Below are 23,958 nucleotides of genomic sequence, written 5' to 3' on the forward strand. Positions count from 1 at the left end.
CTGGAACAGGTTGACATTATCATACCCGCCCGTATTGCTCGACCCGGTAATGACAGGCAGTCCGTTGATGAAATATTCCTGCCAGGGGCTGTACCGTCTCCAGCGAAGAGACGTCATTATCGAGAGACTCCTGCGTACCGTTTATCTTGTACCAGTAGCTCTGGCTGTGATAGATATCGTCGCTCAGCGAAAGCATGACATCCAGCCCCCTGGCCGGCTTGGCATCGATAGTCGCCCGCAATCCGTATTTGTAAGAATTGACACCTTTGAAGTTCGAAGTCTGGTTGACAAAATCACCGCCCACAAAATAGGTCAGCTTGTCGGTACCGCCGGACAAATTCAGCGCGCCACGCTCGACATACGCATTCTGAAAAGCCTGCTTCAAATAATTGTGGCTGTGATTGGCAAAATAGGCCAGCTCATCGGGCGTATACCAGGCAGCAGCACGGGTGGTTGCAACCGTGCCGTCTGATTTATGCAGATAACCCGCCGTATCGTAGAACTGGTTGACCGGGATACCAACACCCGTAGAGATCGTTTGCTGGTATACCGAAGCCTGGTTATAGTCATTTAACAACGTTGCCAGCTGACTGCTGTTCATCATCTTCGGCATGCTGCGTCGCATTCGATACGCCTACCGAACCCGAAAAGTTCAAAGACGGCGCTCCCGCACGTCCCCTCTTCGTCCGGACGATAATGACGCCGTTCGCGCCCTGCACACCATATATTGCGGCCTCCGCATCTTTCAATACAGATACGCTCTCCACCTGAGACACATCGAGCAGATCAAAATCAGCCTGAGTCCTGATCTGGTCATCGATAATGAACAGGGGATTGGTGCCCTGCCCGCCATCCTTGGCAAACCGCCACCGGGTTGCGAATCGTCACCGTCGTTCCCTGTCCCGGACGCTGCACGCCGCCCGAAATGCTCAGGCCGGGTACAGTACCACGCAGCGCAGCCGTCATACTAAGCGCAGGCACGTCCTCGACCTTCTTAAGATCGACGGTCGAAACAGCGCCCGTCAGCGAGCTCCTCTTCTGCGTACCATAACCGACGATGACCACATCGTTCATTGACTTATTGGAGATCTGCATCGGAACCGTAAGAATTTCATCAGCGGGAGAAACGACCTCTTTCCGGTCGAACCCGACATAAGAGAAGACCAGCGTGGTCCCCTTGGACCTGTTGGCCAGCTGAATGGAGAAGAATCGCTTTGGCATCGGTAACGGCCGACTGTTTCGTCCCTTTGACGGTGACCGTGACACCCGGAGAGGTTCATTTGAGTCCTGGTTGACAACAGTCCCGGACACGGCCTTTTTCTGTGCCTGGACAGTTGGGCAGCCAACCACATACAAAAAGAGCAGTAACAAGCATTTTGTTAAATGTTTCATATAGCAACCAATTATTAAAGAATAAGCAATTAGTTCTTCTTCTGATCATACCCCTGCGCCGAGAGATAGTTGTTGATCCGGCCCTTATACTTTCCGAACCAGGCGTGCTTCTCCTTCGAACTGCCCCCGTCCATCGCATGCTCCGCGGCCTCCGTCAGACAATTCATTATATAAGCCTTCTGCATATCGGTCAACCCGGGATACTTCTCACAGTACGCCTTATACGTCACTTCCAGTACCCCATAGGTCATCCCATCCTTTACCTGGTCGATCTGCTGCGGGGTCAGCACCGTCGCCAGCTTCGCCAGATACACACTATGCTGTTTCGTCACACTGGTATCCTTGTTCTCGGACATGGTATTGAGGGTCCGGTATTGATCGGCCACCATCGTACGAACAGTATAAAATTTTGCGGAATCGGGTAGGTCCAACCTGGCTACTATCTTGCCGGCGCGCTCCGTAACCACGCGGATATAGGCGGTGTCCTCATTTCCCGCAGCCTGGACCTTTCCCAAAAATAAGAGTAGGATCAACGTCAGGGGATATGCAAGCAAGCTTCTCTTCATATGTCTTAACCGTTTTGCCGTTTAGGGCGAACCCAAAAAAATTCTGGAAACTTTCGAACTAAAGGTACAGGCAGCCCCAACCGCAAACAATGTAAGGTTTAACTATAATGATGGAACATTTTACTATTTTTCGTACCTTTTAGGTAATCAAAACGAATTTTATGAACAGGCTAACCATTGCTTTGCTATCCGCCGCAGTCATTTGCACCACCGTCCCCGCCAAGGCCCAGACCGACGCCGAAATGAAAGCCATGATGGCATATTCCACCCCCGGCGAGATTCATCAGATGATGGCCAAATCCACAGGTACCTGGAAGACAGACATCACCATGTGGATGCAGCCCGGCGCCCCTCCCGTAACCTCAACGGGCGAAACGACAAACGAAATGATCCTCGGCGGCCGCTACCTGCAGTCAAAGAACAAAGGATCCTTCATGGGCGCCCCTTCGAAGGCATCGGCATGATGGGCTATGACAACGCCAAAAAGACCTTCGTCAACTCCTGGATCGACAACATGGGCACCGGCATGATGTACCTCACCGGCACATGGGACGCCAATACAAAAAGCATCAACCTCACCGGCACCATGGCAGACCCAATGGCCGGTGGCGACGTCAAAGTTCGTGAAGTTTATAAAATGGTAGATGATAATACCCAGACCATGGAGATGTACTCCATCGCCAATGGCAAGGAATTTAAAAATATGGAGATAAAATTCACCCGGAAATAAGATAGTCCTTATCGGACAGCCAACTTTATCGAAGCCGGCTTAAGTCCCTTTCCACTCACCCGGACAAGGAGCTTGCCGGCTTTCTTTCCCCTTCACCACTATTAAACACATTCCATTATAAGCCCGGTGCATCCCACCCCTAAATGCCTCCAGATCAGCCTGATACCCATTATCCATCCCCACCACCTCACCCGGCCCATCCACGCTGACAACCAAGTCACTCCCCGCATCCGGCACCAGTTGCCCCGAGCCATCTACCACCCGGGCCTCAATAAATGCCATATCACCCGCCCCGACCCAGCTTCCTCTCCACACTCAACTCCACCCTCGCGGCGTCCCCCGCCGTCCTCACCTCCCGCTGCAAAATCGTTTTACCACCCATCCTTGAAACCGCTTTCCAGGATACCCGGCTCCCACTTCACCTTCCAGCTGACATGCAAGTCCTCGTTCTCCTTCCTCCTCACTCCCAGACTCCGCCCGTTCAAAAACAACTCCACCTCGTCCGCCTGACTGTAATAAGCCCAAACATCCACCACCTGACCCGGACTCCAGTTCCAGTGCGGCAGCAGATGCAACACAGGCACGTTAATATTCCACTCGGACTGATACATATAATACGCATCTTTCGGAAAACCGGCCAGATCGATGATCCCGTAATACGAACTCCGCGCCGGCCACGGATAAGGCACCGGCTCACCGATAAAATCCCAGCCGCTCCACACAAACAATCCCGACACCCACGGACAACGCTTCACCACCTTCCAGGTCTGCTCATGCGTCGACCCCCAGTATGCAAACACATTATCATAGGCCGAGACCGTATAGTCCGAATTCGCCCCCACCAACGACTGCTTAGCCCCCGCAGGCCAGCTTGCGAAGACTGTCTGCCGGCATATCATAATGGCCCCGCGTCGCGAGGCTCGACCCCGTTTCTGAAGCGATAAAAGCCTTCCCCGGCCAGCTTCACCGGCACCGAATCATACTTATCCTGATTGTAGTTGATCCCGATCACATCCAGCGCGCCACTCCGGTAAATAAAATTCTTCGCGGTATCCGTCTCGGTCAAAGCACAAGTAACGGGCCTCGTCGTGTCCAGCTCCTTCACCGCCGCTGCGAGCCTGCGCGCAATCGAAATACCGCTGCTATCAAACTGCTCCCGGATCTCATTCCCGATACTCCACAGGATCACCGAAGGGTGATTCCGGTCCCTCCTCACCTGGTCCTGGATATCCCTCACACCCCACTCTTGAAAATCGAGCGAATAGTCATACTTGTTCTTCTTCTTCCTCCACATATCGAACGCCTCATCCATCACCATAAAACCCATCTCATCACACAGATCCAGCAACTGCGGCGCCGGCGGATTATGCGCCGTCCTTATCGCATTACACCCCATCTCCTTCAGCTTCCTCAGCTGGCGCCGCATCGCACTTTCATTTACCGCCGCCCCCAGCAACCCCAGATCGTGATGCATACACACGCCCTGTATCTTCAGTGGCCGCCCATTCAGATAAAAGCCGTTCCCGGGATCAAACCGAAAACTCCTGATACCCACCCCAACCATCACTCCGTCCACCCTCAGACCATATAAATACGGTTGCTCAGGCGACCACAAACGCGGCTTTGTGACCCGCAGTTCTCCAAAACCCTCCGCTACCTTCCCCACCCCACTATATAGCTCCAGTTTCCTTCCATCCACACCCGATACCCGCACTACGGCCTCAGACCTCGGAAAGCACTTCCGTCGTAATAATCATCTTCCACGGATCAAAACCCCCATCCTTCTCCACCCACACATGCCGGTAGATCCCCGACCCCGAATACCATCTCGAATTGGGCTGCTTACTGTTATCCACCCGCACCACTATCACATTCTCTCCTCCCTTCTTCATCCACGGACCTATCTCATACCGAAACGAGGTATATCCATAAGGCCTTTTCCCCAGATAATGCCCGTTGATCCACACTTCGCTGTTCCGGTATACCCCATCAAACTCGACCCAACGATAGTCACCGCTAAATTTCTTCCTGTACCACCCCACCCCCGCCGGCAACCCACCTTCCTGCTGCCCCGTCGAATTCGCCGAATCAAACCGCCCCTCGATACTCCAGTCATGCGGCAGATCCAATACCCTCCAGCGCGAATCATCATAATCCGGCCGGAATGCCGCCGAATCATCCCCCAGCAGAAACCTCCACCCCGCATCGAAATTCACCCGATGCGACTGCGCCCTCAGCAACCCCGGCGCCACCAGCAATAACACTATAATAAGTCTCTTCATATTAATAACTCAACCCGCTCTTCCCCAGATCCTTCGACGTCGCCACCGCGATCCCCCTGTTCCCCTTCTTATCCACCCCGCAGTAAAAATGATATACCACCCCCATATATTTCACTACAAACGACTTATGCGCAAACACCTCGTCATAGGGCTCCGACGACTGTATCAGATCAGGCCCCGTCCAGTCCGTCCAGTGCTGCAGATCATAGGAACAGGCCATGCGATTGAACGCTCCCCCTTCCCCTGCCAGAACGCCCCGAAATAAAACATCACATAAAGATCTCCGATCTTCTGTATATACGGATCACCCGTAATACCCGTCAGATGATCCAGCACCGGATCCCTACCATACCGCTGCCAGTGAACCATATCGTCAGAAACGGCCATACCTATCCGCTCCGCTCCCCGCCGCCTGTCCAGACTATCCCCATTCGCATTGTAATACTCGACAAACCGATGCCCCGTCAGCCTCCGCCTGTCCTCCAGCACCCAGCTCTTATACATCGTGTGATTGTCCCACCACGACACCGTCGAATCCTTCGGACTCAGTATCGGCGTCCCCAGCCGCTGCCACTCATGCACCACCGACGGATCACCCGAAGTAAAGGCCATCCCCTCCGACAATACCCCCGCCTCATACCCCTTCGTATTCCCCCCAAAATAAGACATCCAGTATTTTCCATCGTATTTCAGCAACCCATACTTTCCTCCCCAGTCATAGTCCTCCAGCGCCGCATACCCCGCCTTCTGATTCCCATCCCACGCAGTACTGTCTCCAAAACTCATGATCCGCCCCTGCGTCGTCCATTTCAACAGATCAGGACTCTTCGCCAGCCAGGTCTCATACCCCCTCCCGTCAAAAATAATATAGATCATATACCACGAGTCCCCTTGCGGAACACCGAAGGACAATCCATCTTCTTCGAATGCTCCGGCGGCACTACCACCAACCCATATTTGTACGGCGTCTTTACCTCTTCATAGACCTCCTTCATCTTCGCCTCCGAAACGGCATTCCCCCGCACACTCCGGAAATTATAACTCCCCGATCCTACCTCGAATACCGCCACAGCAGAATCCCTGTGAACCAGTCGTAAATCCGTCCGGCCATCAACACTCTTCCACCCCTCCGTAATAACCGCGTCCCCCGCCGCCGGCAAATAGACCGTCGCCGAAGCATTCCCCGGCACCACCACACTCAGGTCAAAGATTCCACCCACCCGTTTCCAGTGCGACGCCACCGGCCCATAAGGACTATGATAGTCCGCCTGCGCCCACTGCACGTCCCCCACCGGCTCCGGTCGGATCACCACACGCCGGAACGCCACTTGCGCTATCCGCTGCACGAAGCCCCGCCAGCCCCGAGTAGAACCACTCCAGAATATGCCCCAGCATCAGATGATTGTTCGACACAGAAGGATACGCCTGCCAGGACTCCGTCAACGCCGTCGCCCCCTTCGCCAGCCGATACCCATAGCCCGGGACATCACTCCGGCTGTTCATATCAAAAATGAGATCGGACCTCCCCTCCTTTTCCAGCACCTGCACCAAATACCGGAAACCGATATCACCCGCCGTCAACGCATTATTTCTCTTTTTAAGATCACCTACAATACCCGCCATCACCGAATCGCGCCATCTCTCCGGCGCCAGACCCATATACAGCGCCATCGCACTGCCCGCCTGACTTCCCCCACCCAGCAACCAGGGCAGGAACTTTCCGTTAAAGGCATCCCTCACCAACCCACCCTGCCTCTCAAACTCACCAGCCTCGGCCTCCTTCCCCAATAGCCTCGCCACCCGCGACACAATCGTAAGATCATAGTAGTAGATCGCCGTAGCCGTCACCCCCTTCGGCGTCATCTGCGACACCCCCGGCCGCTCCGGCCCGATATCATACCAGTCCCCCAACCCCTCAGACAAAAGATGATCCTTCGCCCGCCCGTCTAAATACGCCAGATACTTCGCCATCATCGGGTACGCAGCAGCCAGCGTCTCCACATCCCCATACCACTGATACAAATACCAGGGCACCAGCACACAACTGCTCCCCCACTCCGGCGAATCCCGGAACGGCGCCCCAAAAACGGTAAACTCGGGGGCTATCTCAGGAACCAACCCTTCCCTCGTTTGCGCATCCATCATATCGTAAACGATCTTCCGGTACAGCGCCGCAATATCATAACCATACCGCATCGAACTCCCCATCAGGTGCGCCTCCTCCAGCCAGCCCAGCTTCTCCCGGTGCGGGCAATCGGTAAATACACTGGCCATATTGCTCTTTATTGCCCAGTCGATCAATGTATCGGTCTTATTAAACAACGCATTCGAACACCTGAACTTCCCCGCAGTCTCCATCGAATTGCGGGTATGCAACCCAGTTATCTCCACCACCTCCGCATTTCCATCCACCTGCAAATACCTGAAGCCATAATACGTAAACCTCGGCTCCCAAACCTCTACTCCATCTCCTTTCAACGTATATTCCCAGTAATACGGCTTCCCCGTTGCTTTCTGATTTACCGAATCACCGCTCAGCAATTCCGCCGGCGTGATCCGCACCACACTACCCCTCGGCCCCCTCACCTTTATCCGCACGATCCCCGAAGCATTTTGCCCGAGATCATAGACATTCGACCCGATCCTCCTCCGCACCCCAAGCTCTTCCATTACCTTCAACGGCTCCGCCTCCTGCGCCGCCAGCACCGGCGGCCCCTTCACTACAATAGCGCTGCGCCATCCCTCTCCTCCCTCCAATCTGGCATCATAGTCCTCCCCACCATAAATACCCGAGTAGGTCACAGGCCCAGCCGCCGCCTTCCACGAACCATCGGTGACAATATCGGCTGTCGAACCGTCCGCATACTCCAAACGAATAAGCGCTATCATCTTCGGATAGCCGTAAGCCGTCAGCAGCTTATGATATCGTTCCCTCGGCACATAGTAAAATCCATTCCCCAGCATCACCCCAATCGCATTCTTCCCCTCCCTCAACTCCTTCGTTAAATCGAACCCCACATACAACGCCTTCTTATCATAGGCAACCCACCCCGGATCCAAAAAATGATCCCCAACCTTTTTTCCGTTTAACTGCATCTCAAAATGCCCAAGCCCGCTCACAAAAGCTACAGCCCTCCGCAACGGACCCCGCACTTCAAACTCCCTCCTGAATATCGGCAGCACGTCCCGGGTCGGTCCCGTCTTCCCTTTCGAGCCCGGCAGCATCACCAGACTATCGGCCAGCTCCTCATATCCTATCCACTTCGCCCCCTTCCAGTCCTTCAACCCCGTAGTAAAATATTCGATCCTGCTCCACTTCGAACTATCTCTCCTCGCCGAATCCCACACCATCACCCTCCAGCAATACCCTTTCCCTCCGTCACCAGTAAACGACACCCCTATTGACACATCCGAACCTACCTTCTTTGAATCCCAAACAAATGAACCGTTAATAAGATTCACACTATCCGTGGCCACCTCTATACGATAAGCAGACTGTACTACTCCCCTCTTCGACGAAAAAAGCTCCCATCTCAGCCAGGGCTTCTCCGCTCGAAACTCACACCGCAGATTCTGCAATTTTATCTCCTGCGCACCAGCAGTAACCGACACAAACAAAAAAGTCAGAAATACCAGTCTGCCCATAGTCAATTTATTTATTGTACCTGCAATTCATCCACCTTACATCCCTCACATACCAGCTTCACCCTATATTTGCCCGCATTGATCATCGTCCCCGTAGACGTAGTAAAATAATTCCAGCTTCCCCGCCGCCGTGGACGCCAGCGAAACTTCCTCCTCCCTGATCAGCGTCCCATCCTCCAATCTTACCTCCATCTTTCCGACAACCGGCGCAGACACTTTATACTTCAGCGTCAGCGAATATATATCCCCCACACCCACCGAAATAGTCCATACCGTACTATCGGACTTATACTTGGTAATCGGCTTCGCATCATAAGCCGGCTCGATACCCGTCACCGGCTTAACGATCACCGGTACCGCCGCCACTACGGCAGCCCCCGCAGGATACCGCCTCCGGCCCCGCAACCCCGTCGTATCAAATACATCCGCAGCCGCCCTCAGCCTGAATCGTACACTATCTCCCCGACGTCCCCTGATCCACGCAGCCCCATACAACTCCGGCGCCAGCCAGCTAAACTTCACGGGCTCTCCATCATATATCGAATCCCCCGTATCCAGCCAATATCTCGCAGCAACCCCCTCTATCAAACCCGCCGCAGGCGCCGCGGCAACAGCACTCCTGGCCCTCGTCCCTATCGCAATCGCCGCTATCACCGCCTGCCCAGCCTTCACCCTGGGAAAGCCGATCTCCATCTTCCCCCTGTTACATGCACATCCACCACCTTCTTCAGCGCCCCGCAATAACCCGCTTCCTTCCATATATCCAGGTCCTTCAATACCACCCGGGAATTCACCGCGACGTCAAACTTCCGCCAGCCCGTACAATCCAAACCTCCTCCCCTCCCCAGCCAGGGCTCCGCAAAATACAGCTCCACCCGATAATCTCCATCCTGTACCGGGAAGCTATAACCGAGCCTGTCCAGCCCATACCTGAAATCCTGAAACAACGGCCAGTCCGCCGTCCCCCCGATCGGCTCACAAGGCGCCTCCCGCTGGCTCGCAAACTCCGCCGGCATACCCGCATAGGCATCCGTCCACGACCACGACCCCCAACCCTTCCCATCACTATGCCGGTCCGCCATCCAGCGCGAACCCCGGCTGTCCACATAATCCCCACCCCCGCAATTCACCCGGTACAAATATTTATAACCCGCCGCGGGCGCTACCAGCTGCGATCCTCCCACCAGCGCGCCAAAATGCGGCGACCGCGGCAGATGATGCAACACAACAACATCCTTCGCCACCGCCTTCCCCCTTACATATCCGACCGCATACAAAACGTTATACCTAATATTCACCCCATCCCACTGAAAATGCATCCCCACACCTCCACTACGCCTGCATCCAAGGGCGCTTCCCTCCATGTCATTATATAACTCCACCGAATCACAATTCGAATACACCTCGATCCCATCCTTCTTCCCCGGCCCGGTCCACCTGTCCGGCCAGCTATGCGAAACAATATAGACCATCGGCCCCTTGCCGAAATTACTCCTGTACAGATAATAAAGATCGGTCGGCTCCTCCCACGATGTCATCAACCCCTTATAATTCACCGGCCCTATCCTGTCTATCTCCCTCAACCCCTCGCCCGACTGCACCCGCCCCGGATTATCGTGCGAAGCATACAGCCACATAAAATGCCCCGCCACACTATCCGCAACACTGTCGGCCAAACGAATTTTTAGTTCCATAAGATGATCCAGCCTGTCCTCGCTGTTCGGCAAATCCCCATGCAACCCCAGCGTCCTCCATCCCCCATACTCCCCCACCAGCACCTGTCGCTTCAGATCGGCCCCATAAGTAGCCGGATTCCCTCCATACGTCCCCGTCCAGTTCTGCGGCACATCCCAGTCCGTCCCCGCTCCCCCATTGCAGGTCGTCACCTTCCGCTGGCTGGCACTCGTTGGATCGAGCTCCCGGATCAACGCCACGCATTCCCGCGCAAAATCCTCCGGCAGCTTGCTCTCATTCTGTAAACCCCATAAAATAATGGATGGACTATTCCTCCGCTCCCTGATCCACTCGATCAGACACTGCTTGAAATTGCGCCTGAACTCCGGCGAATCATACCAGACATGCGCCGACAACTGCGGCCACCAAAGCATCCCAAGACTATCCCAGTAATGCTGATAACGAAGATTATGCGGTTGATGCGCATCGCGGAAAGCATTAAAACCCGCCGCCCTTATCTGCCCGACCCTCGCCCTGATCTCCTCACCCGAAAAAGCATGCGAACCGCCAAGACGATGCTCATACTCGGCAATCCCGTTTATAAACACCGGCTTCCCGTTCAATAATAGCCTGCTCCCGCTCCACTTCACCACCCGCACACCGAACTCCGTTTGCACCCTGTCCACCACCTTTCCTCCCAGCAACACTTCCGTCACCAGCCTATATAAATACGGATCATCCAACGACCATAACCTCAACCCCTTTCCATCCATCTCCTGCTTCACCCCAATCCCAGTCTCCATTCTTCTCACCTCTCTGCCACTGCGATCCAACACCCGGCTCACCACTACTCCACCCCTTCCCGAAACCTCCGTCTCCACATATACCCGCAGTTGCTCATCATTCCACACATGCACCCCAAAAGGGGCAACCCTCGTCTCATTCGTCACCACCAGATGCACCGGCCGGAAGATCCCCATCGGCTGCGAACCCTCCGAAAATCCACGGTCATCCGAACACCCGCCGCACACCCACGGCAGGTCCTTAATAAAAGCCGGATGATCCGCCCTGACAGAGATCATATTCTTTCCAACACGCAAAGCCTGCGTAATATCTATCGTAAACGTCGTCCTCCCCCTGCATGATAACCCACCCGACGCCCATTAACCCACACCGTCGCATACGACCCCACTCCCTCAAAAAAGAAAATACCGCTTCCCCGGCTCCACCACCCCCATCCGCAATTCCCGTTGATACCACGCCACCCCATGCAGATTTCCATGCCTCAGCCTCCTGTATCCTCCATAGTCATCCCAGTTGTGCGGCACATCCACTACCTTCCATTTCGCCGAATCCATCGACGTCCTCCACCCCCATCGATCAGAATATCCTTCCTCAACTGCTGAGCCCGCACACCGGACACCCACAAAAACACCAGCAATAACCCCCACCTCATAATATAGCTTTCAGTTGTCCGTCGAATCGATAGCGCCTACCCTTACCGGTCTTCACGGTAATCACCTTGTCTCCATATTTAAATACTCCGGTACCACCCGCCCTGGACAACACATCCACCCGCTGCAGAACGCCTCCCGACCAGCGCATATCCAGCACAAACCCACCCCTCGCGCAAATACCCTTCACCGAGCCACTGGCCAGCAACGAAGGCAGAGCCGGCAACAGCTCGACCACACTATCCTGACTCTGCACCAACAACTCGCTGATACCCGCCGCACCGCCAAAATTCCCGTCGATCTGGAAGGGCGGATGCGCATCGAACAGATTCGGATAAACACCACCCTTCTCGCCACCCTGCGTCCCCGACGCATCCGACAGCAGCTTGTCCACCAGCCGCAGTGCATGATCCCCTCCCTGAACCTGGCCCAGCAATTCACCTTCCAGGCCAGCGACCAGCCCGTACCATCATCACCCCTGTAGATCAGCGACTGCCTCGCCGCCTTCATCATCGCCTGGTCCTTCCACGTAATATCCGTCCCAGGATATACACCCCACAAATGCGAAATATGCCGGTGCGTATCCGCCGTATCATCCTTGTCTTCCATCCACTCCTGCAACTGTCCATACCGCCCAATCTTGTCCGGCGCGATCTGCGCATACTTTTGCTTTAACAGATCGGAAAATTCCGGATACAGCCTCAGAATGCCCGACGCGCTGATACAGTTCTTATAAAGATCACGAATGATCTGATGATCCATCGTCGGCCCGGCCACCAGCCCCCATGCTCGGGAGAATTCGACGGCGTGCTGATCAACCTGCCGGTCTTCCCATCCTTAACCATAAAATCGACAAAAAAGGACGCCGCCCCCTTCATCACCGGATAATACGCCTTCAAAAAATCCAGATCCCTCGTATAACAATAATGGTCCCAGATATTATGACAAAGCCAGGCCCCGCCCGTCACCCAGATCCCATGGTTCGACGCGTTGATCGGCGCCGTACCCCTCCAGAGATCAGTATTGTGATGCAGCACCCAACCCGACGCCTTATAATTTCGCTCGGCCGTTTGCTGCCCCGTCACCGACAGATCACGCAACAGCCTCCACAATGGCTCCGCACAATCCGACAGATTCAGAACATCCACCGGCCAGTAATTCATTTCCAGATTGATATTCGTCGTATACTTGCTGCCCCAGGGCGGTGACAGCAGCGGGTTCCACATCCCCTGCAGATTCGCCGGCATCGGCGAAGACGGCCGCGAACAACTGATCAGCAGATACCGCGCATACTGCATATACAAAGCCAGCAACCCCGGATCACCCTCCGGACTGTAACGCACGATCCGCTCATCCGTCGGCAAGGCAGAACCCGGACCTCCCCCAAAATCCACCGAGAACCGGTCATAATATCCCCGATACTCTTTCTCATGCGCCGCCAGCATCGTTCTCCAATCCCCCGCCTTCCCCAACACCTCCCTGCACCTCGCCGCCGGATCACCCGTCACATCATGATAATTGACAAAACTCGTCGCCGCCGCCAGATAAAACACGACCTCATCCGCCCCCTTCACCACAATCTTATCATTCGTCACTACCACTTTCCCTCCTACCGCCCGCACCCGCAGCCAGCTCTCCCCCTTCAATACGCCATTCCTCACCTTCACCGACAACGCCACCGTACACTCATCGATCTTCCGAACCACCGCTCCCCTGTGCTCCGCTCCCATCATGGCCTCCACATTCACACTCCCCGCCTTATCCGCCGTCAGCCGCGACACCATCACCTGCCCCGGCTCACTCGCAAAATATTCCCTTTTATACTTCACACCACCAACAACATAAGATACCGAAGCCACAGCCGAAGAAATATCCAGATCCCTCCGATAATCCGTCACGCCACTACTATCCGGGAACCGAAAATACAGATCCCCGAACGGCTGATAGTCCGCCTCATACTTCGGCAGCAACGGCGCATCCATATTCTGTATCTTATACTTCCACCTCACCGGCAGCACCGTCCCCCCGACACTCATCTTCTCATTCCCTTTATATCCGATCAACCCTCCCTTATCGTCAAAATTGACCACCTGTATCGCCAGCACATTCCCCTTCGGCTTCAGCACCGATCCCTTCACCGGATAGGTTCTTTTCTTACTGATACCCTCATCCGATCCAACCAGTACCCCATTCACATAACAAAAATCCATATCCCTGATCCGCCCCAGATCCATCACCGCATCCCTACCATCCCATCCATCCGGCATATCGAAGCTCACCCTGAACCACACCGCGCCATCCAGCCCCTGCAACCCCGCAGCCTCCCATCCATCCGGCGTCGGTATCTCCATGACACCCCAATCCCCGTCATTCAACCCCGGCGCCGCCCAGGCCGCATCCTGGCGAACCTTCGCCAGCCACGCCGTCTTAGCCACGGCATACTCCTTCACATCCGGGTCCTTCAACCCCATAAAATGCGCCTCCGCCATCTTCTCCGCATCCGCCTGCTTGCCCTCCGCCAGCAACTGCCTGATCGGCCCCAGATACTGATACGCATCCGGACGTGCAAAAGCCCGCGGCCTTCCTGTCCACAACGTAGACTCATTAAATTGCAGATGCTCCTCACCGACACCCCCATAAACCATCGCACCAAGCCGTCCATTCCCGATCGGCAACGCCTCCGTCCATTTCCTCGCAGACTGCCGGTACCAAAGCAAACTATCCTGGGCCAGGCCATTCAACCCCAAACCCAGGATAACAACAGTATAAAATATTTTCTTCATGGCTAATTATTCGAACAACCAATCTAAGTCTTTTTTCCCGGGTTCATTCAACCCGGCGTCATAAGTCCTTACCTGATTCATCGGCCGCGCAAAACCCAGCACCAGACAGAGCCCGTTCCCCAATTCAAGCCGATGCTTACCCGCCTTGAAAGACCACGCATGTACATTCACCGACGGCATCCCATCCACCACCACCGCATTGGCGATCCGCGGCTCCGCCTGCCCAAAATCATTCGCGGTCGCATCCGTCTCCAGCTGCGGCGGCTGCAAATACTCCGATCCCTTTTTTGTTAAAAAACCCGATCAGCAGATCCATCGGCTCACTGCATTCAAACTCCACTACCGTCCCCCGCGCCCGCTGACCAACTACAGACTCCCTGATCCCCTTCAAACCCTTCAACGGCCCCGCCACCTTCCTTACAACCAACCCACTATCACTATACGGCATAGCCGCACTGTCCACGACAAAATCCCCCTTCACCACGTCCGCCACACCCTCCACCTTCACCACCTCCGCCGGCCGGTAAGCCTCCACCACATTTCCCCCGGCACTCCCAAATGACGCCAGATGCGCCCTAAATTGCTTCACCTCTTTCTCATACACCGGCAACAACTCATCCCACCGGATAAACCTCCCGTTCGCACCCCTCACCGGTATCTTCCGCTGCGGCGTCTGCATGCTGTTCGCATACCGGTACGCCGGCCCGGCCCGCCGCCCCAACTCCCTGAACGCAGCCAGACTCTCCTCCAGCAGCCCCAGCGCCTTCTCCAGATCCCGACGGTCATTCGAATACTTATAACGCAACACCGCCAGCGCCGCCTCGGCTTTCGCCGCATAACAGTCCGCCAGCGCCTTATAACAATACATATCGTTCCTGACCCGCCCAAACTCGGCGGTGTCCCGACGAGCTACCACCTTATCGATCGCCTCCACCGCGAGCCGCCCCTCCTCACGAACCTCCCCGGCAACCTCCACCGGCGTCTCCCCCTGATGCGCCAGCCCCTTCCACTCGCGCTCCGCATACTGGCTCAGCATCTCCCCCGGAGGACCCTCCGACTCATACAACAGACTAAACAACCCATACCTTTCCGGATCGATCAGCTGTGTCATCAGCATTCCCAGCGTCAGCGTCTGCCGGTTGCCATCCGTGATCCCATACCGCCGCAACAGCTTCGGCGCTATCTCACCCGACTGCTCATACGCCGACAATATCGAAGCGCCACCCGCCGGATCACACCCGAACTTACCCGCCAGCAGCCCGCTCCAGTATTTCTCCTCGGAAGCCCTGTCCCTGTTACAATTCCACGCATACCGAGCCCAGGCCTTATACCATATCCAGTCCCTCTCCATCTCCAGTAATCGACCGCCTCCGGCAACACTGTCCGCCGAATATGGCCAGTCCCAGTAAGAAGCCTGAGGATATAGGTGCAAACTATTTGCGCCGTAAACACCATGCATCGCCTGCACACTTCGTTGTATAAAATCGGCAGAACCATACCGAAACGGCTCCAGATTCGCCATAATATGCACATTCTCGATCAAACCCTTACTGATATGACTCAACTGCCGGTGCAGATCGGCCCATGCACCATGCGGCGTATAGGTCGTCAGCGCCTCCCCGTTGAACTTCGCCTCGACGTAAAGATTCTTATACAACGGCAGCGCCGCCTTCATATCCGCCGGACCATCCGTATCATGCGCCCTTAACACCACCGGCGGCTCGTCAGTCCGCCCCAGCGCCCTCAGCCCGTCTTTTATTCCTGGAATAATAGTCTTCGTTAGCCAGTCGATATCGTCCTGGCCCACCCCCTCCATCGCCTCGCCCAGCGTGAACATCAGCCCCACATTAGGGTATTTCTCAACAAAAGCAGCTATCGACTTCCTCGTATAGTCCGCAATCACCGGTATAATATGCCGGTTCCTGTCCTGCGTCTTCAAACCGTTCTTCTCCGCAAAAGGCTTCGATACGATAATATTATAGAACAACTGGATGACCCAGATCCCCCTCCTGTCCGCTTCGGTCGTCAGCCACCGGTACATCTCCTCATTCTTCTTAAAGGTCTCGTCATCCACCTCCACCGCATAAGGATATTCCTTCAGCTTCACCAACGAAGCGAACGGATGGCCGTTCCACAGATACAGCGTATTCATCCGGTTCTCCGCCATCGAATCGAGATACTTCGTCCACAACGCCCTGTCATAGAACCACGGAAAATTCTGCGGCGTATATGGATATTCGTAAGGCCCCCTCCCCGGCAGTAGCGTCGGCTTCTGCACCCCGATACAGGCGCCCCTCAGCACCATTCCCGGCCGGTCGGAAAACCGCAGCCCGGCCGGCCATCCCGACCTCGCGACCCGCTCCGCCAGTTCCAGACACCCATAAAGCGCCCCGCTGGCATCCGAACCAACAATATGCGCCACACCATTCTTCTCAACAATGGAATACCCCTCTTTCACCGTATCAGGCTTGATACTCACCTCAAACCTACCCCGCCCATACAGCTTCAGCACCTCCCTCAACCGCTCCTTGCCATATTCCACTCTGGGCGACTGTCCCCAACAAACAACTGGGAGTAACAAAAAAACTATCTTCCTCATGGCCTCACCCCTCCCCTCTCGCTCGATATATACGCAGCCTCCACGCACGCCATCGTCCTGATCGCATCCTCGACCGAATTATCCGGCCGCGCGATACTCCCCTCCGCAGCCAGCATCACCTGCGACATCGACCCGATAAAGGCATGCGGGAACCATCCCCCGCTGACATCCAGCGTCTTCCACACCGGCGCCTTCCCCTTCTCCACGATCACGTATTCGAAACTGTCGGCCACGCCCTGCGGATAGTTCTTCAGCACCCCCAGCGTCAGCTTTATCGCCCCCTTCGTCCCCTCGAACTTCACATAGGACTGCTGCTGGAGCAGCCCGAAATCGTGGTTGTGATTCGTCAGTATATTCGCCCGCTTCTCCATCCCGTAATCCATGATCATGCTGGTCCGCACCGACGCCAGCTCCGCCGTGGACGGATGCTTTATCGTCCGCGCATAGACACTCTCCGGATCACCGAGGAAGCTGCGGACAAGATCGATATAGTGAATACTGTGATACAGTATCTCGACCCGAGGCAGGGAATACAGGAATTTCCATAGATTCCACGGCGTATACACATTAACGTTGATCTCGATATCGCACAGATCCCCGATCAGCCCCTGGTCGATGATATGCCGGGCGGCATTGATAAAAGGCGCATACCGCAGCTGAAAATTGACAGCAGCCGTCATTTTCTTCTCGCGCGTCAGCTCCAGTATCTCCCTCGCCATCGCAAGGTCCTCCCCCATCGGCTTCTGCATCAGCACATGCGCGCCATCCGGCAACAGACGCAGCACAGGCAGCAGCCGCCCCCGGGAACAGCCACGTCAAAAACGACCGAACGCGGACTGCGCGTCAGCATATCCTCCGGACTGTAATAGACCAGCGGTATATCGAAACGCTCCGCCGTCCGCAGCGCCCGCTCCCTGTCGATATCATAAATGCCCGTCACCCAAAAACCGGCGATCTTATACGCCGGCAGATGCGCATCGTTGACAATCCCACCCGCACCGATCAGAATGATCGGCCGGGGATGCCTGGGCAAAGGACTATTTGTCTCGATGATCATAATTCTCGTTTATAATAAATATCCGGCAAGCCCCATCAGTATACCGGCAACGACCAAAACCCCGATCCCCACGTTATTCCACCGCACCGTTGCCGCCGAAGCGCCCTTCCATTCCTTGTAATAATATCCCCAGAGATTGCTGGCCACCACCATAAAAGACATATGTATCGACCAGTTCGCATAACTATACGGCCCCATAAAAAACGCAGCCAGACCATAAAATATGAACTGCGCATACCAGAGCGTCCCCACAAGAGCAGAATACAAATAATTTCCGCCGACTAGTTTATAATCCCCAAAACTTCTGTTCCGTTGATTCATCACCAGACAATACAATAAATTAATTGTAACACCACCCAGCAGCTCCACAAAAAATACCGGCGAAGTCGCCCACATAGGCGTCGCACCGGCGGCGATAGCCGCCTGCTTGATCGGCTCGCCAGCCGCTATCCCAAACGCAAAGCACGCCGCCAGCACACCGGCGACCAGCGCGATAACTATTCCTTTCATAAAATTCCCCTCCCTGGCGGAGCCCGCCTCCCTGTCCCTCATCATCCCCGCCCTTCCGCAAATAACGATACCCAGCAGGCTGATGCCCACGCTGACCAGCGTGACCCGCCCCGGAACGGTCGACACCATCTCCCGCAATCGCCCCGCAATGATAATGGGGACCAGCGTCCCAAGAGAAGAAAGAAAACCCGTCGCAATGGAAAATCCCAGCGCCAGCCCGATATAACGCACAGCCATGCCCCAGGCAAGCCCGCCAAGACCCCATAAAAAACCCAGCACCCAGGTAGAGGATAACGTAGAAAAAGAGACAGAATGCAGCACCTCCCACAAATGAGGCGTGGCCAGTAAAGCGAGCAACAACGGCAGCAGCACCCACGCTACGATCCCCTGCACGGCCCAGAGACTTTCCCAGGCCCAGCCCTTGACCCCCTTCATCGGGACATAGCTACTGCCGGCGGAAAGCCCGCCCATGATCAGCAAACCCAACCCAATAATGATATTCATATTGCATAAAATCGTTTCGCATTTTCATACAACAGCCTGTCGTTTTCCCCGACAACGTGCCGGTATCGATTCCAAATCTCCTCATAACGGCCCGTCAGCAAACACACCGGCCAGTCTCCGCCGCAAAAACACCGGTCCTCTCCGAACTGCTCCAGCACCCACCCGATACAGGGCTCCACATCTTCCAGCCTTCCCAGTCCCGATATCTTCACATAAATATTCTTGTTCTCCACCGCCTCCTTCATCAAACCCTCCCACTCACTGCCGGCGATCTCCACCGGCGGCTGATTCAAATGATCCAGCACCATCCTCAGTCCCGGAACCCTGTAAGCCACTTCCAGGGCCGTCCTCAAATGCTCCGGCACGACCCCTACCACATCATAGGGTATATCCCGTTCCGCCAGCAACCCCAGACTCTCCAGCACCGGCCCCTGCAGCAGCCATTTCGGATCGGCCTCATTATGGATCAGATGCCTCACCCCTTCAACTTCCCATCCCACTCCTCTGACAATATCCGCCCTGTCTCCGAAGGCTCCATCAGCGGTACCCACCCCACTACACCGGTTATCCAGTCGGCAGAGCCGGCAACCTTCAACATCCATTCCGTATCCTCCCTGTTATTCGCCGCCTGCACCAGTACCCCTTCTGTCACCCCTGCCTTCCTGCGAACGCCCTCCAATTCACCCAACTCATACGTCCTGTTTAATATACTCTTATCCCCTCTAACCAGGAGTATTCCACCTTTTCCAGATCCCAGACATGAATATGTGCGTCGATCAGTTTCATGACTCAAAAATACCTAATCCGAACTGCTCGTCAATAAGAGCATTATGCTCCCCCAGCAGCGGTGCCCCTTATCCGGGACGGCGACCCCTCCATCCACGCGTATCGGACAACGCGTCGTCTTCAGCGAAAGCCCGTTGCTCGTCTTGACCTTCAGCTCCATTCCCAGCACCTTATATCCCACCTGCTCCAGCAAGTCCTTATAATCCATCACCTTGGCGCACCATACATCCGCCGGCTGCAGAACAGCCAGCCACTCGTCCGCACTCCGCCCGAGGAGATGCCCCGCCAGCACTTCCTTGATCTCGTCCCTCCGGTCGAACCACTCCGCCTTGTCGACATAACTGGCCAGCGGCCCACAGTCCAGCAGCACAGCCAATTTAGGGATATCCCCCATGGCCAGCGACAGGTAGCCCTCCCGGGTCTTATAAATACCATAGGGAGCCGGGATATAGGCATTGCCATTACTCAGCTGGCTCCGCACCGGCAACTGCCTCCCGTCGTTGAAATGGCAGGTTAGCACCTCGAACTGGAAATCGAGAATGGCCTCCATCATGCTCACCTGCACAAGCACGGACTGACCGTCTACCCCACGTTTGTATAATGCAGCCAGTATGCCCTGCGTAAGATAGGTCCCGGCCAGAATATCGACCACCGAAGCGCCCATCGGCGTGGGACGCTCATCCCTGTTATTGCTCAGCCAGGTCAGCCCCGACAAGGCCTGAACCAGCAGGTCCTGCCCCGGCAGGTCCTTCCACGGTCCCTCCCCGCCATAGCCGCTCACCTCGCCGTAGACTATCTTCGGATTCAATTCCTTCACAACCCCATAGTCCAGTCCGATCCGCTCCATTACCCCCGGCCGGAAATTATGCAGCACCACATCCGCCTTCCGGATCAGCTTCTTCACCTTTTCCAGATCATCGGGGTTCTTCAGGTCGGCCGCATAGCTCTCCTTGTTACGGTTGATCGCATGAAAAATGGTCGACTCACCCTCGATACGGGTATCCGAAACATACAGCTGCCGGCAGATATCCCCCGTCCCAGGCTTCTCGATCTTGATTACCCGCGCACCCATGTCCGCCAGGCGAAGACCCGCAGAAGGCCCCGACAGGAATTGACTGAAATCAACCACAATTATATCCTGCAATAGATTCATCTTCCCAGCTTATTTTAAAAGTTCCATCACTATCTTTTCATTGTCTTCCCCCAATCTCGGCGCGGCTTTCTCCGAGAACAACCGCTCTCCGTCGATCCGTATCGGACATCTCGTAGTCAGCAGACTCTTACCCCTTTCGGTCGTCACCGCCTGCTCCATCTCCAGCACCCGGTATCCCTCCTGCGACGTCAGCCGCTTCCAGTCCAGCACCTCCATCGCCCACATATCCTCCGCATGCAGTCGCTCGAGCCACCACGCCGACGGCTTACTGACCAGATGCTGCGACAACAGCTGCTTGATCTCATCCCTGTGACTGAAAGCCTGCCCCTGGTCATAGGCCGCCAGCTCCGCCGAATCGATGGCCCGCGCCAGCTGTGGAATATTCACCATCGCAATCGCGATATACCCGTCCGCCGTCGAATAGATGCCATAGGGAGCGCTCAACAGAGGATTCCCGTTGCTGAACCGGCTGCGCCTCGGCGCTGCCCGCTGCTATGGTAGGTGGTCAGAAATTCGAACTGAAAATCCAGCAGCGATTCCATCATGCTGATCTCCACCAGCGCACCCTTTCCCGTCTTCTGCCGCCTCACCAGCGCGGCTAATATACCCTGTACCAGCTGGGCGCCGCAAAGGCTGTCGGCAATAGAAAGCCCGAATGGCATAGGGTTGTCCTTCTCATTCCCAGTCATATACGCCAGCCCGCTCATCGACTGCAGCAACAAGTCCTGCCCCGGCAGATCCTTCCACGGTCCCTCCTTCCCATAACCGCTGATTGCACCATATACTATCCCAGCATTGATGGCCGCCACATCGGCATACCCCATTTCAAAACCTTCCATCACACCTGGCCGGAAATTATGGGTCACTACATCCGCCCGGCCGATCAGCTTCCGGATGACCGCCCTGTCTTCCGCCGACTTCATATCGGCCGCAAAACTTTCCTTATTTCTATTGATCGTGTGAAAAAGCAAAGAGTCCCCGTCGACCCAAAGATTCTTTATCGAAAGCCGCCGGCAGGCATCTCCTACGCCAGGACGCTCGATCTTGATGACCCGGGCCCCCAGATCCGCAAGCCGCAGACCCGCGGAAGGTCCCGATAGATACTGGCTGAATTCCAGTACGGTGATTCCATTCAGAGGTAGCTGATTCATACAAATAGGTTTATTGGACTGTTTTTGCTTGCCCGGTAGAGCTCGTTCATTTTCCCGATCGCGCGGTCGGCGCCAATCTTGCCCATCATATATTCCTGCAAAGGGTCCCCGGCATGATCCTGAAAGTACAGATAGCCATCATACCGCGGCCGCATATAACCCCTCTCCATCGCGGGCAGAAGGGTATAAAAATAATTATGCGTAAGCCGGTTGCACCTGTCATTGGTCCACGCCAGCCGGTGCCCGGGCTGCCCCCGTGCTCCATATAAAAGGTCGACTGCACCTCCGGCGAGACCACCCACTCCGCAAAAGCCAGCGCCTCATCCGGATAGCGGCTGAATGCCGACACCGCCAGCCCCGTCCCGCCGATCGTACTCCGCAGACGCCCCTTGCCCATCCGCACCAGGTCCGCATAGACTAAACGCCGGCGGGCATACCCATCCCTCGAATAGTTGGAATAACCATAGGCGAACGGACAGTACCAATAGTCGTCGGTACTCGTCATATACTCAGCCACCGCAATCGGATTGGCCTTGAAAAATTTTTCGTCGACCAGCGAATACAGCTCCCGCATCGTTTCCAGTGCCGCCTTCGCCGTAGCCCCGTCCACCACTTCCCCTCCTGCTGAAAAGGCCGGGTACCGTGCGCGATACAGAACATATAGAAATTCATCAGCAGGTCTATCGGAATGGCGGGCACGGCCAGCTTGCCCCGCCCCGCAATATGCAACACCTCCTCCAGGTCTCGGGAACCCGCAGTCCCGCCGACTGTAACAGATCGGCCCGGCAACTGGCCACCGGCGCAGCCGCATCGATAGCCAGAGCCCACTGGTGTCCCCCGTAATTATAGCTGTGATGGGAATAGCCGACTGACCCCTCCCCCTGCTCCTTCAAATAGGCTTCCGGCAAATGGGCGTCCAGCGGCAACACACAATTCAACGTAGCCGCCCTTCCCACCCAGGGATGGTCGATGATCAGCAGGTCGTATTCTTCGGTTAGCTTTTCGATGGGATAGTCCGCGAACTGCTGTAATGTTCGTTTGTCCCACCGGATGACCACGTCAGGGAACAGCTCCGACCACCGCTGCGCCGAGGCAGCCAGCGGCGTATAGCCCCGGCTATGCCCCCAGGTGATCCCCTTCAGTTCTCTCATAGCTCTCGTTTTTGCACCAACAGTATATGCTCGCACACCAGCACAACTTCCCGGTGCTGATTATAAGTCTCTACCAGTTCTACGACCAGCCCAAACCCCGGCTTCTTATGATCTGCCTTACTCTTGATCTTCACATCCACCCTGATCGTATCCCCGATAAATACCGGCCGGACAAAACGCAGCCGCTCATAGCCATAGGTCATCGCCACCTCATTGATCTCTCCGGCGGTCAATCCTACAGCTATGCTGAATATAAGAGTGCCATGCGCCATCCTCTTCTGAAAAGGCTGCGTCTTACACCACTCCTCGTCCATATGATGCGGGAAAAAATCGCCGGTCTGACCGGCGTGAATGACGATGTCCGTTTCTGTGATCGTACGACCCATCGTCTGCCGGCTCTGCTCCGGCTCAAATTCTTCAAAATACTTCTTCACCAGCTTTCAGTTTAGCAAATAATCGTTGCTTTGAAAGCTCAAGTTACAGGCAGCCCCTCCGGTGGGCAATGTCACCTTTTACTTTTT

Annotated in this window: 29 protein-coding genes and 2 pseudogenes; 1 reads left to right on the top strand and 30 read right to left on the bottom strand. The window is 55.5% G+C overall.

Features of this window, described 5'->3' with window-relative positions:
• Positions 1-19 precede the first annotated feature (19 nt).
• From ACQ86N_RS33390 to ACQ86N_RS33405, 4 genes are all read right to left on the bottom strand, one after another.
• Positions 20-604, bottom strand: coding sequence for a hypothetical protein (locus ACQ86N_RS33390; protein ID WP_431210818.1), 585 nt, complete (start codon positions 602-604; stop codon positions 20-22).
• The gene (locus ACQ86N_RS33395; protein WP_431217698.1) at positions 567-830 is read right to left on the bottom strand and encodes a TonB-dependent receptor plug domain-containing protein; all 264 of its coding nucleotides are present in this window, start codon (positions 828-830) and stop codon (positions 567-569) included. The genes ACQ86N_RS33390 and ACQ86N_RS33395 overlap by 38 nt, the downstream gene beginning before the upstream one ends.
• Complete coding sequence (locus ACQ86N_RS33400; protein WP_431210819.1) at positions 814-1,221, bottom strand: hypothetical protein; 408 nt, start codon at positions 1,219-1,221, stop codon at positions 814-816. The genes ACQ86N_RS33395 and ACQ86N_RS33400 overlap by 17 nt, the downstream gene beginning before the upstream one ends.
• A gap of 200 nt (positions 1,222-1,421) precedes the next feature.
• Positions 1,422-1,958 (bottom strand): DUF3826 domain-containing protein, encoded by a 537-nt coding sequence (locus ACQ86N_RS33405; protein ID WP_431210820.1) that lies wholly within the window; start codon positions 1,956-1,958, stop codon positions 1,422-1,424.
• Between the two features lie 290 nt (positions 1,959-2,248).
• Here ACQ86N_RS33405 and ACQ86N_RS33410 point away from each other — a divergent pair.
• Positions 2,249-2,688 (top strand): annotated as a pseudogene (locus ACQ86N_RS33410) (DUF1579 domain-containing protein).
• A 39-nt stretch (positions 2,689-2,727) separates the two neighbouring features.
• On the opposite strand, the gene ACQ86N_RS33415 reads toward ACQ86N_RS33410, so the two are convergent.
• From ACQ86N_RS33415 to ACQ86N_RS33540, 26 genes and pseudogenes are all read right to left on the bottom strand, one after another.
• Positions 2,728-2,970 (bottom strand): hypothetical protein, encoded by a 243-nt coding sequence (locus ACQ86N_RS33415; RefSeq protein WP_431210821.1) that lies wholly within the window; start codon positions 2,968-2,970, stop codon positions 2,728-2,730.
• Between the two features lie 89 nt (positions 2,971-3,059).
• Positions 3,060-3,587, bottom strand: coding sequence for a DUF4982 domain-containing protein (locus ACQ86N_RS33420; protein WP_431210822.1), 528 nt, complete (start codon positions 3,585-3,587; stop codon positions 3,060-3,062).
• The gene (locus ACQ86N_RS33425; protein WP_431210823.1) at positions 3,584-4,402 is read right to left on the bottom strand and encodes a glycoside hydrolase family 2 TIM barrel-domain containing protein; all 819 of its coding nucleotides are present in this window, start codon (positions 4,400-4,402) and stop codon (positions 3,584-3,586) included. The genes ACQ86N_RS33420 and ACQ86N_RS33425 overlap by 4 nt, the downstream gene beginning before the upstream one ends.
• Positions 4,403-4,409: 7 nt before the next feature.
• Complete coding sequence (locus ACQ86N_RS33430) at positions 4,410-4,970, bottom strand: sugar-binding domain-containing protein (protein ID WP_431210824.1); 561 nt, start codon at positions 4,968-4,970, stop codon at positions 4,410-4,412.
• Between the two features lies 1 nt (position 4,971).
• On the bottom strand, positions 4,972-5,190 hold the full coding sequence (locus ACQ86N_RS33435) for a hypothetical protein (RefSeq protein WP_431210825.1): 219 nt from the start codon (positions 5,188-5,190) through the stop codon (positions 4,972-4,974).
• Complete coding sequence (locus ACQ86N_RS33440; RefSeq protein ID WP_431210826.1) at positions 5,136-5,846, bottom strand: hypothetical protein; 711 nt, start codon at positions 5,844-5,846, stop codon at positions 5,136-5,138. Before ACQ86N_RS33440 ends, ACQ86N_RS33435 begins: the two co-directional genes overlap by 55 nt.
• Complete coding sequence (locus ACQ86N_RS33445) at positions 5,843-6,253, bottom strand: alpha-L-rhamnosidase C-terminal domain-containing protein (protein WP_431210827.1); 411 nt, start codon at positions 6,251-6,253, stop codon at positions 5,843-5,845. Before ACQ86N_RS33445 ends, ACQ86N_RS33440 begins: the two co-directional genes overlap by 4 nt.
• The gene (locus ACQ86N_RS33450) at positions 6,225-8,615 is read right to left on the bottom strand and encodes a family 78 glycoside hydrolase catalytic domain (protein ID WP_431210828.1); all 2,391 of its coding nucleotides are present in this window, start codon (positions 8,613-8,615) and stop codon (positions 6,225-6,227) included. The genes ACQ86N_RS33445 and ACQ86N_RS33450 overlap by 29 nt, the downstream gene beginning before the upstream one ends.
• Positions 8,616-8,678: 63 nt before the next feature.
• Positions 8,679-9,308 carry a hypothetical protein gene (locus ACQ86N_RS33455; protein ID WP_431210829.1) on the bottom strand — a complete coding sequence of 210 codons (630 nt, stop codon included), beginning with the start codon at positions 9,306-9,308 and terminating at the stop codon, positions 8,679-8,681.
• The gene (locus ACQ86N_RS33460; RefSeq protein WP_431210830.1) at positions 9,284-11,371 is read right to left on the bottom strand and encodes a malectin domain-containing carbohydrate-binding protein; all 2,088 of its coding nucleotides are present in this window, start codon (positions 11,369-11,371) and stop codon (positions 9,284-9,286) included. The genes ACQ86N_RS33455 and ACQ86N_RS33460 overlap by 25 nt, the downstream gene beginning before the upstream one ends.
• A 114-nt stretch (positions 11,372-11,485) precedes the next feature.
• Positions 11,486-11,740 carry a hypothetical protein gene (locus tag ACQ86N_RS33465; RefSeq protein WP_431210831.1) on the bottom strand — a complete coding sequence of 85 codons (255 nt, stop codon included), beginning with the start codon at positions 11,738-11,740 and terminating at the stop codon, positions 11,486-11,488.
• Position 11,741: 1 nt separating this feature from the next.
• Positions 11,742-11,999, bottom strand: coding sequence for a glycoside hydrolase family 95-like protein (locus ACQ86N_RS33470; RefSeq protein WP_431217699.1), 258 nt, complete (start codon positions 11,997-11,999; stop codon positions 11,742-11,744).
• 60 nt (positions 12,000-12,059) lie between these two features.
• Positions 12,060-14,526, bottom strand: a pseudogene (locus ACQ86N_RS33475) (glycosyl hydrolase family 95 catalytic domain-containing protein); the annotation flags it as partial.
• 6 nt (positions 14,527-14,532) lie between these two features.
• A complete protein-coding gene (locus ACQ86N_RS33480) occupies positions 14,533-14,796 on the bottom strand; it encodes a hypothetical protein (protein ID WP_431210832.1) in 264 nt (87 codons plus the stop codon).
• Positions 14,756-17,068: an alpha-d-galacturonidase gene (locus ACQ86N_RS33485; protein WP_431210833.1), complete on the bottom strand. Its 2,313-nt coding sequence runs from the start codon at positions 17,066-17,068 to the stop codon at positions 14,756-14,758. The genes ACQ86N_RS33480 and ACQ86N_RS33485 overlap by 41 nt, the downstream gene beginning before the upstream one ends.
• A gap of 53 nt (positions 17,069-17,121) precedes the next feature.
• Entirely contained in the window at positions 17,122-17,910 is a 789-nt protein-coding gene (locus ACQ86N_RS33490; RefSeq protein ID WP_431210834.1) for a Gfo/Idh/MocA family protein, read from the bottom strand.
• Complete coding sequence (locus ACQ86N_RS33495; protein ID WP_431210835.1) at positions 17,874-18,182, bottom strand: Gfo/Idh/MocA family oxidoreductase; 309 nt, start codon at positions 18,180-18,182, stop codon at positions 17,874-17,876. Before ACQ86N_RS33495 ends, ACQ86N_RS33490 begins: the two co-directional genes overlap by 37 nt.
• Positions 18,183-18,191: 9 nt before the next feature.
• Positions 18,192-19,196, bottom strand: a complete 1,005-nt coding sequence (locus tag ACQ86N_RS33500) for an L-rhamnose/proton symporter RhaT (protein WP_431210836.1) — start codon at positions 19,194-19,196, stop codon at positions 18,192-18,194.
• The gene (locus ACQ86N_RS33505) at positions 19,193-19,696 is read right to left on the bottom strand and encodes an amidohydrolase family protein (RefSeq protein ID WP_431210837.1); all 504 of its coding nucleotides are present in this window, start codon (positions 19,694-19,696) and stop codon (positions 19,193-19,195) included. The genes ACQ86N_RS33500 and ACQ86N_RS33505 overlap by 4 nt, the downstream gene beginning before the upstream one ends.
• Positions 19,672-19,848: a hypothetical protein gene (locus ACQ86N_RS33510; protein ID WP_431210838.1), complete on the bottom strand. Its 177-nt coding sequence runs from the start codon at positions 19,846-19,848 to the stop codon at positions 19,672-19,674. The genes ACQ86N_RS33505 and ACQ86N_RS33510 overlap by 25 nt, the downstream gene beginning before the upstream one ends.
• Before the next feature lie 147 nt (positions 19,849-19,995).
• Positions 19,996-21,135 carry a CaiB/BaiF CoA transferase family protein gene (locus ACQ86N_RS33515; protein ID WP_431210839.1) on the bottom strand — a complete coding sequence of 380 codons (1,140 nt, stop codon included), beginning with the start codon at positions 21,133-21,135 and terminating at the stop codon, positions 19,996-19,998.
• 9 nt (positions 21,136-21,144) lie between these two features.
• A complete protein-coding gene (locus tag ACQ86N_RS33520) occupies positions 21,145-21,579 on the bottom strand; it encodes a CoA transferase (protein WP_431210840.1) in 435 nt (144 codons plus the stop codon).
• Positions 21,576-22,286: a CaiB/BaiF CoA transferase family protein gene (locus ACQ86N_RS33525; protein WP_431210841.1), complete on the bottom strand. Its 711-nt coding sequence runs from the start codon at positions 22,284-22,286 to the stop codon at positions 21,576-21,578. Before ACQ86N_RS33525 ends, ACQ86N_RS33520 begins: the two co-directional genes overlap by 4 nt.
• An 85-nt stretch (positions 22,287-22,371) precedes the next feature.
• Positions 22,372-22,899 (bottom strand): hypothetical protein, encoded by a 528-nt coding sequence (locus ACQ86N_RS33530; RefSeq protein WP_431210842.1) that lies wholly within the window; start codon positions 22,897-22,899, stop codon positions 22,372-22,374.
• A gap of 67 nt (positions 22,900-22,966) precedes the next feature.
• Positions 22,967-23,437: a hypothetical protein gene (locus ACQ86N_RS33535; protein WP_431210843.1), complete on the bottom strand. Its 471-nt coding sequence runs from the start codon at positions 23,435-23,437 to the stop codon at positions 22,967-22,969.
• Entirely contained in the window at positions 23,434-23,871 is a 438-nt protein-coding gene (locus tag ACQ86N_RS33540) for a MaoC family dehydratase (protein ID WP_431210844.1), read from the bottom strand. Before ACQ86N_RS33540 ends, ACQ86N_RS33535 begins: the two co-directional genes overlap by 4 nt.
• Positions 23,872-23,958 lie beyond the last annotated feature (87 nt).

It is taken from the genome of Puia sp. P3 (assembly GCF_050632245.1).
Lineage (GTDB): Bacteria > Bacteroidota > Bacteroidia > Chitinophagales > Chitinophagaceae > Puia.

Excerpts from the sequence above, each read along its gene's own strand:
- ACQ86N_RS33390 (WP_431210818.1), bottom strand. The coding sequence starts at position 604 with ATGATGAACAGCAGTCAGCTGGCAACGTTGTTAAATGACTATAACCAG.
- ACQ86N_RS33400 (WP_431210819.1), bottom strand. The coding sequence starts at position 1,221 with ATGCCAAAGCGATTCTTCTCCATTCAGCTGGCCAACAGGTCCAAGGGG.
- ACQ86N_RS33405 (WP_431210820.1), bottom strand. The coding sequence starts at position 1,958 with ATGAAGAGAAGCTTGCTTGCATATCCCCTGACGTTGATCCTACTCTTA.
- ACQ86N_RS33415 (WP_431210821.1), bottom strand. The coding sequence starts at position 2,970 with ATGGCATTTATTGAGGCCCGGGTGGTAGATGGCTCGGGGCAACTGGTG.
- ACQ86N_RS33420 (WP_431210822.1), bottom strand. The coding sequence starts at position 3,587 with ATGATATGCCGGCAGACAGTCTTCGCAAGCTGGCCTGCGGGGGCTAAG.
- ACQ86N_RS33430 (WP_431210824.1), bottom strand. The coding sequence starts at position 4,970 with ATGAAGAGACTTATTATAGTGTTATTGCTGGTGGCGCCGGGGTTGCTG.
- ACQ86N_RS33435 (WP_431210825.1), bottom strand. The coding sequence starts at position 5,190 with ATGGCCTGTTCCTATGATCTGCAGCACTGGACGGACTGGACGGGGCCT.
- ACQ86N_RS33440 (WP_431210826.1), bottom strand. The coding sequence starts at position 5,846 with ATGATCTATATTATTTTTGACGGGAGGGGGTATGAGACCTGGCTGGCG.
- ACQ86N_RS33450 (WP_431210828.1), bottom strand. The coding sequence starts at position 8,615 with ATGGGCAGACTGGTATTTCTGACTTTTTTGTTTGTGTCGGTTACTGCT.
- ACQ86N_RS33455 (WP_431210829.1), bottom strand. The coding sequence starts at position 9,308 with ATGGAGATCGGCTTTCCCAGGGTGAAGGCTGGGCAGGCGGTGATAGCG.
- ACQ86N_RS33460 (WP_431210830.1), bottom strand. The coding sequence starts at position 11,371 with ATGATCTCTGTCAGGGCGGATCATCCGGCTTTTATTAAGGACCTGCCG.
- ACQ86N_RS33495 (WP_431210835.1), bottom strand. The coding sequence starts at position 18,182 with ATGATCATCGAGACAAATAGTCCTTTGCCCAGGCATCCCCGGCCGATC.
- ACQ86N_RS33500 (WP_431210836.1), bottom strand. The coding sequence starts at position 19,196 with ATGAATATCATTATTGGGTTGGGTTTGCTGATCATGGGCGGGCTTTCC.
- ACQ86N_RS33515 (WP_431210839.1), bottom strand. The coding sequence starts at position 21,135 with ATGAATCTATTGCAGGATATAATTGTGGTTGATTTCAGTCAATTCCTG.
- ACQ86N_RS33525 (WP_431210841.1), bottom strand. The coding sequence starts at position 22,286 with ATGAATCAGCTACCTCTGAATGGAATCACCGTACTGGAATTCAGCCAG.
- ACQ86N_RS33535 (WP_431210843.1), bottom strand. The coding sequence starts at position 23,437 with ATGAGAGAACTGAAGGGGATCACCTGGGGGCATAGCCGGGGCTATACG.